6 protein-coding genes and 1 pseudogene are annotated in these 6,979 nt (G+C 64.7%); 4 read left to right on the forward strand and 3 right to left on the reverse strand.

Going from position 1 to position 6,979, the window contains the following annotated elements; translation table 11 throughout:
* The first annotated feature begins 31 nt into the window (after window positions 1–31).
* Window positions 32–731, forward strand: a pseudogene (locus EOA28_RS19210) (SDR family oxidoreductase).
* A 24-nt stretch (window positions 732–755) separates the two neighbouring features.
* Here EOA28_RS19210 and EOA28_RS19215 read toward each other — a convergent pair.
* The gene (locus EOA28_RS19215) at window positions 756–995 is read right to left on the reverse strand and encodes a hypothetical protein (RefSeq protein WP_126083422.1); all 240 of its coding nucleotides are present in this window, start codon (window positions 993–995) and stop codon (window positions 756–758) included.
* A gap of 139 nt (window positions 996–1,134) precedes the next feature.
* Complete coding sequence (locus EOA28_RS19220) at window positions 1,135–1,578, reverse strand: SRPBCC family protein (protein ID WP_126061566.1); 444 nt, start codon at window positions 1,576–1,578, stop codon at window positions 1,135–1,137.
* Between the two features lie 460 nt (window positions 1,579–2,038).
* Here EOA28_RS19220 and EOA28_RS19225 point away from each other — a divergent pair, with 460 nt between their 5' ends.
* From EOA28_RS19225 to EOA28_RS19235, 3 genes are read left to right on the forward strand one after another with little or no spacing between them, the layout of a single operon-like run.
* Window positions 2,039–3,466, forward strand: a complete 1,428-nt coding sequence (locus EOA28_RS19225) for a family 16 glycosylhydrolase (protein ID WP_127249947.1) — start codon at window positions 2,039–2,041, stop codon at window positions 3,464–3,466.
* Window positions 3,467–3,478: 12 nt separating this feature from the next.
* Window positions 3,479–5,218, forward strand: a complete 1,740-nt coding sequence (locus EOA28_RS19230) for a type I secretion system permease/ATPase (protein WP_126083424.1) — start codon at window positions 3,479–3,481, stop codon at window positions 5,216–5,218.
* A 3-nt stretch (window positions 5,219–5,221) separates the two neighbouring features.
* Window positions 5,222–6,541 (forward strand): HlyD family type I secretion periplasmic adaptor subunit, encoded by a 1,320-nt coding sequence (locus EOA28_RS19235; RefSeq protein WP_127249946.1) that lies wholly within the window; start codon window positions 5,222–5,224, stop codon window positions 6,539–6,541.
* Window positions 6,542–6,633: 92 nt separating this feature from the next.
* On the opposite strand, the gene EOA28_RS19240 is transcribed toward EOA28_RS19235, so the two are convergent.
* Window positions 6,634–6,846 (reverse strand): hypothetical protein, encoded by a 213-nt coding sequence (locus EOA28_RS19240; RefSeq protein ID WP_126083426.1) that lies wholly within the window; start codon window positions 6,844–6,846, stop codon window positions 6,634–6,636.
* Between the last annotated feature and the right edge of the window lie 133 nt (window positions 6,847–6,979).

Here is a 6,979-nt window from a genome sequence, read left to right on the forward strand (position 1 = left end):
CTTTCAACAATTCCAACGAGTGGACAGTGACATGGCAGGCGAAAAAGTAGCTCTGGTGACGGCGGGCGGCAGCGGCATGGGGGCGGCGGCGGCGAAGCGCCTGGCGGCCGACGGGTTCAAGGTCGGCGTGCTCTCTTCCTCCGGCAAGGGCGAGGCGCTGGGCAAGGAACTCGGCGGCTTCGGCGTCACCGGCTCCAACCAGTCGAATGATGAAGCGCCTCACGGACGGCGCGCTGGAGCGCTGGGGCCGCATCGACGTGCTGGTCAACAGCGCCGGCCACGGGCCGCGCGCGCAGATCATCGAGATCAGCGACGAGGACTGGCACAAGGGCATCGACACCTATTTCCTCAACGCCGTGCGCCCGACCCGGCTGGTGACGCCGGTGATGCAGAAGCAGAAATCAGGCGTCATCATCAACATCTCGACCGCCTGGGCGTTCGAGCCGAGCCCGATGTTCCCAACCTCGGCCGTGGCGCGCGCCGGGCTTGCCGCCTTCGCCAAGATCTTCGCCGACACCTATGCGGCCGACAACATCCGCATGAACAATGTGCTGCCCGGCTGGATCGACAGCCTGCCGACGACGAACGAGCGCCGCGACAGTGTGCCGATGAAGCGCTACGGCACGTCGGAAGAGATCGCCGCGACGATCTCGTTCCTGGCTTCGGACGGGGCGGCCTACATCACCGGACAGAACATTCGCGTGGATGGGGGCATCACAAGGGCGATATGAGGGTGGCGAGGACGCCGCCTCAGATCATCCCGGCTTGCGTGAATTGATCACCCACAGAACGCATAGGAAGGCTATCGAGCCCACCAGGACGATCGAATTGCCGACCACGATATTCCAGAACCGTGTCGGATCATCCGAGAGCGCGACCCAGTGCAGCTTGCCTCGGACTTCGCCCATCTTGATGCCGCAGGCAATGTTGTAGATCGCGATGGCGGCAAGCGCGGCCATCAGGACAAAGAGGTCGTTGTTCTTGTTGCGATCCATGGCAGCGGCTTTTATCAGCGCTTGGTGAAATATTGCTTACCTTGGGGAACGCGGCGGCCGGGAACCCGGCCGCCACGTTTTTCGGTTTGACGCAATTCCAGGCGGGAGGATCACGGCAACCGCGCCGGTTTGCCCGGGACTATTGATTGATCTCCGGCTCGACGAGCTTGGCCAGGTTGCGCAGCGATTCCTGCCAGCCGAGATAGCAGGCCTCGGCGGGGATGGCGTCCGGTATGCCGGCCTGGGTGATGTTGATCTCGGTGCCCACCAACACTTTCTTCAAGGTCACCGTCACCTCGATCTGGCCCGGCAAATTGGGATCGTCGAAGCGGTCGGTGTAGCGCAGGCGCTCGCCCGGGACGAGCTCGACGAATTCGCCGCCGAAGGAATGGCTGCCGCCGGTGGTGAAGTTACGGAAGGACATCTTGTAGGCGCCGCCGACCTTGCCCTCGAACTCATGCACCGTGCAGGTGAAGCCGTTCGGCGGCAGCCACTTGGCCAGCGCGTCGGCCTCGACGAATGCGCGATAGACCTTCTCCGGCTTGGTCGCCAGGACGCGGTGCAGGTGGATGGTGCTCGGCATGTCTCGATATCCTCTCTGGTTTCGTTGATCGATGCCCCAAGGACGGGCGGCCTCCAGCCGATCCGACAGAGGCTGTCAAATTTTTCGCCCCGCGGCTACCGTGCCGCTTTGTGACGGGGATAGGACGTTGGTGCTGCGATCGGGTTTCCGGCTCGAATGTCCACCGTCGCGCTTGGCGACTCAACCCTCGTTCATCGCGGGCGCCGCGCTGGTCAATTGCGATCACGAGCAGCATTCTGCCCAATATTTTGGCATGAGTCTCGCAATATTGAGTAAAATTGGGTAATTCGAGGTGTAATTATCGCGCTTAAATTGCATTAGATACACCTTATCATAATCATTTCTAATCATTAATCGATGAATGGCAATTTTTACTGTACTGTGACGCGATTCCTTGGAACCATAGGCCGGCTTTGCAGGTTGGCCTGAAAGTCAGCCACCACCCAGGAAGGAGTGTCCGATGAGCTTCGTCGTCAACGCGATAGGCGTTCCTCTTTATTATAGCGGCGCTTCCAACCATTGGTTTTCGGCGTCCTCGCCCGGGACGTTCAACGGCAGCAGCGGCAACGACTCCATCTGGGCCTCCAGCGGCGTCAACGTCACCATGTATGGCGGCCAAGGCGACGACATCTATTACCTCTATTCGGCGAGCAACAAAGTGGTCGAGTACGCCGGCCAGGGCGTCGACACCATCAACACATGGATGAGCTACACGCTGCCCAACAATGTCGAGAACCTCGTCGTCACCAACGCCCACAACTATGCCTTCGGCAATGCGCTGGACAATATCATCACCGCCAAGGGCGGCGGCCAGACCCTGGACGGCGGCGCGGGCAACGATGTGCTGATCGATGGCGGCGGCGGCGGCGCCGACACTTTCATCATCGCCAAGGGCAATGGCAGCGACTCCATCGTCAATTTCGCCGCGAACGACACCGTGCGGCTCGATGGCTACGGCTTCACTACCTTCGCCGCCATCCACGACAGCATGATCCAGGCGGGGCCGAATGTGGTGCTGAACCTCGGATCGGGCGAGATCCTCGAATTCAAGAACACGACCATCGACAAGTTCCAGCCCAGCCAGTTCCAGCTGCCGATCGACAAGTCCGGCATGACGCTGTCCTTCAGCGACGAGTTCAACACGCTGAACCTCAACAATAGCCAGGGCGGCACTTGGGACACCAACTTCTGGTGGGGCGCGGCGAACGGCAGCACGCTGACCCGGAACAACGAGCTGCAATGGTATATCGACGCCAATTACGCGCCGACCAGCTCGGTGCATCCGTTCAGCATCGACAATGGCGTGCTCACCATCACCGCGGCGCAGGCGCCGGCCGACATCAAGCCGCTGATCAACAATTACGAATACACCTCCGGCTTGCTCACCACGCATGACTCGTTCTCGCAGACCTATGGCTATTTCGAAATGCGCGCCGACCTGCCGGAAAACGCCGGCGCCTGGCCGGCCTTCTGGCTGCTGCCGGAAGACGGTTCGTGGCCGCCGGAACTCGACGTGGTGGAGATGTATGGCCAAAAGCCGAATTCGCTGCTGATGACGGCGCATACCCTCGAGACGGGCCAGCACACGACGGTCGGATCCACGGTGAACGTCATGGATACCGCCGGCTTCCACACCTACGGCCTGTTGTGGACGCCGGACAAGCTGGTCTGGACCTATGACGGCGTGCAGGTCGCGCAAGCGGCAACCCCGTCGGACATGAACAAGCCGATGTACATGCTGGTCGATCTCGCGGTCGGCGGCCAGGCCGGCGCGCCGCCGGATCATCTCGCCACGCCGGCCCAGATGAAGATCGACTACATTCACGCCTACACGCTGGACGAACTGCAGCAGAGCCATTTGAACGTCACGGCCGAACACACAGCCTAGGCGTCCAGGGCAATGTCGCGAGAGCGCCCTCCGACCAGCTTGCGGCCCGTTTCCCTGCGCGGCGTGTTCCTGCGCGCGGTCAGCGATGTCGGCCTGTTCTCGCTGCTGATCAACCTGCTGCTGCTGGTGGTCCCGCTTTACCTGCTCCAGGTCTATGACCGGGTGCTGCCCTCCTCCAGCGTCGAAACGCTGGTCTATCTGTCGGTCATCGCAGTCGCGGCGCTCGGCTTCCTCGGCTTTCTCGACGCCGTCCGCGCCGTCTACACGCAGCGCATCGCCGCCACCGTCAATGACAGGTTGGGCGCGACGGTTTTCGCCGCTTCGCTCGGCGACCGGAGCGGGCCGTCGCCGCTCGCCGACCTCGCCGCGGTCTGCGCCTTCATCCGCTCGCGCGGTGTGGCGGTGCTGTTCGACCTGCCCTTCGCGCCGGTCTTCCTCGGCCTGCTCTACCTCATCCATCCGGTGCTGTTCTGGGTGACGCTCGGCGGCACCGCGCTGCTGGTCGTGCTGGTCGTGGCCAACCAGCTTGCCATCGGCAGGAACGATGCGCTCTCCGCGGAGCGCTCGGCTCTGGCCAGCCGGGCCGAGCAGGCCTTTGCCCGCAACGCCGAGACGCTGCGCGCCATGGGGATGGTGGAAAACGCCGCGCGCGCATGGGGACGGCATGTGGCGGAGGCGCTCGTGCTGCATGACCGCTCGGCCAGCGCCAATGCGATCTTCAGCGGCACTTCCAGGGCGCTGCGCATGATTCTGCAGCTGGCGATCCTCGGCGCCGGCGCCTGGCTGGTGCTGAAGGGCGAGATGACGGCCGGCATGATCTTCGCCTCCTCGCTGGTGTCGTCGCGCGCGCTGCAGCCGCTCGACCAGCTGATCGGTTCGTGGCGACAGATCGGCGAGGCCAGGCGCGCCTGGACGCGGCTGCAGGTCGCGCTTGCGGCGCAGCCGGCACAAGCAAGCAAACTAACCTTGCCCGATCCGGCCGGCGCGATTGCCGCGCAGGATCTTTTCTTCATCGGGCCGAATGCGACGTTCGGCGCCGAGCCGATCCTGAAGCGGCTGAGCTTCGCGATTCAGCCCGGCGAAGCAGTGGCGATCGTCGGCCCGAGCGGCGCCGGCAAATCGACGCTGGCGCGGCTGCTTGTCGGGGCGACTCAGCCGAGCGGCGGCTCGGTCCGGATCGACGGCGCCGAGCTCAGGACCTGGGACGAGAGCCAGCTTGGCCGGCATATCGGCTATCTGGCGCAGGAGGTGGAGCTTTTCCCCGGCTCGGTCAGCGAGAATATTGCCCGCTTCGAGGCAGGCGCGGACGACGCGGCGATCATCGAGGCGGCAAGACGCGCCGAGGCGCATGAGCTGATCCTTTCGCTGCGCGACGGCTACCAGACGATGGTCGCCGGGACGCTGTCGGGCGGCGAGCGGCAGCGGATCGGGCTGGCGCGCGCCTTCTACGGCAATCCGCGCATCCTGGTGCTGGACGAGCCGAGCACGCATCTCGATGGCGCCGGCGAAACGGCGCTCGAAGCGGTGCTGGCGGCCGCGCGCGCGGCGGGCGTCACCACGATCGTCATCACGCATCGCCCTTCGATCGCAGCGGCCTGCGACCGCGTGATGGTCCTGCGCGGCGGCGTCATCGAGGCGTTCGGACCGAGCGCCGAGGTGCTGCGGCAACCAGGCGCGCAGCGGAGCACGGTGGTGACGGGATCGTTCGCTCCGGTCATCCGCGCCTCGCAGACCATCCGCCGCGGGTCGTAGGCGATGTCCGCGCCAAGCCTCAGCTTCCACGACCGCCCGCGCACCGATTTCCGGCGCACAGCCTTTGCCGGTTACGCGGCGATCGCCCTGCTGGTCGGCGGCTTCGGCACCTGGGCGGCTCAGGCGCCTTTGGCCGGCGCGGTGATCACGCAAGGCACGATCGCGGCCACGGGCGGCAACATCCTGATCCAGCATCGCGAGGGCGGCATCATCAGGCAATTGCTTGTGCATGAAGGCGACCGCGTGCGCGAAGGCCAGGAGCTCATCCTGCTCGACCGGACCGCCCCGGAGGCCGATCTCAACCGGCTAACGAGGCAGTGGATCGCGCTCAAGGCGAATGCCGCGCGGCTGGAGGCCGAGCGCGACGGGCTGGACCGGCTGGCGCCGATCAGCGAGCCCGCGCCGGCGCCGTTCCAGCCGGAGTTCCAGAACCTGATCCGCGAACAGCAGAAGGAGTTCGACGCAAGGCTTGCGCGCTTCCGCTCGGAGCAGTCGATCCTGGCGCAGCGGGTCGCCATGCATCGCGAGTCGGTCAAGGGCCTGAACGCGCAGAAGGCGGCCATCGAGCAGCAGACCGAGGTGGTGAAGAAGGAACTCGGTATCAAGACCGACCTTCTCAGCAAGGGCCTCACCAACCGCACCGAATATTCGCAGCTGCTGCGCTCGGAGGCCGACCTTGTCGGCCAGGCCGGCGCGCTGGCGGCGTACCTTGCCTCCGCCAACACGCAGATCGCGGAGGCCGAAGCGCAGACCGAGCGCGCCACCACGCAGCGCGTCGAGGAGGCGCTGACCAAGCTCGACGACGTGCGCACCAACCTCGCCGACATCGAGGAGCAGATGCGCGCCGCGCAAGCCGTGCTGAAGCGCACGACGATCACCGCGCCGGCGGCGGGCATCGTCGTGTCCTCCACCTATAATTCGCAAGGCAGCGTGGTCGCGCCCGGCGAGAAGATCATGGAGATCCTGCCCACGTCATCCGGCCTGGTGGTGGACGCAAAGCTCAGGCCTAGGGACATCGACCAGGTGCATGTCGGCCAGAAGGCGAAGCTCAGGCTGTCGGCGCTCAACACGCGGCTCACGCCAGAGGTGCCGGCCACGGTGAGCGAGATCTCAGCCGACCGGCTGATCGACGAAACCACCCACGAGCCCTATTTCCGCGCCAGGCTGAAGATCGCCGATGCCCTGCCGCCCGGCGTGAAGCGAGAACAGCTTTATCCCGGCGCACCGGTCGACACCTTCATCAGCACCGGCGACCGGACCTTCTTCGAATATCTGGTGCGGCCGATGATGGATTCGTTCGCAAGGGCATTTGCGGAAAGGTAGGGGCGGGTTACCGGCGGCCGTTGCGGTGAGCGGCAGGCCTATGGCCAGGCGCCGGGTAGTTGCCCTCGGGACATCGGCGTTGGGCAGACGGCTTACTCCAGAAACATCAAGGCCGTGGCCAGGAATCCCATCCCGAAGCAAGACGCCATCGAATAGGCGATCATCCCGGCAGCCACATAGTCGCCCGCGCCCGACGACAGATGGCTGCCGAGTGTGCCGAAAGCCAGGAGCCAGCACGCCACGGCCAACCCGATGATCGCCCCGATGGCGAGGTTCTTGATAACAAAGAGCACCAGTGGAGGCATGAGCGCGGCTCCCAAAGAGCATTTCGCGGCGGCCCACGGCTTGCGGCCTCGTGAGCCGGCTGCTGTCACTCAACGCCGGGACAGGCATCTGGTTGCTCCTCCCATCTGTTTTCGCTGCTGAACCGGTTCTAGG

The sequence above is a fragment of the Mesorhizobium sp. M2A.F.Ca.ET.067.02.1.1 genome, from assembly GCF_004023285.1.
Taxonomy (GTDB): Bacteria; Pseudomonadota; Alphaproteobacteria; order Rhizobiales; family Rhizobiaceae; genus Mesorhizobium.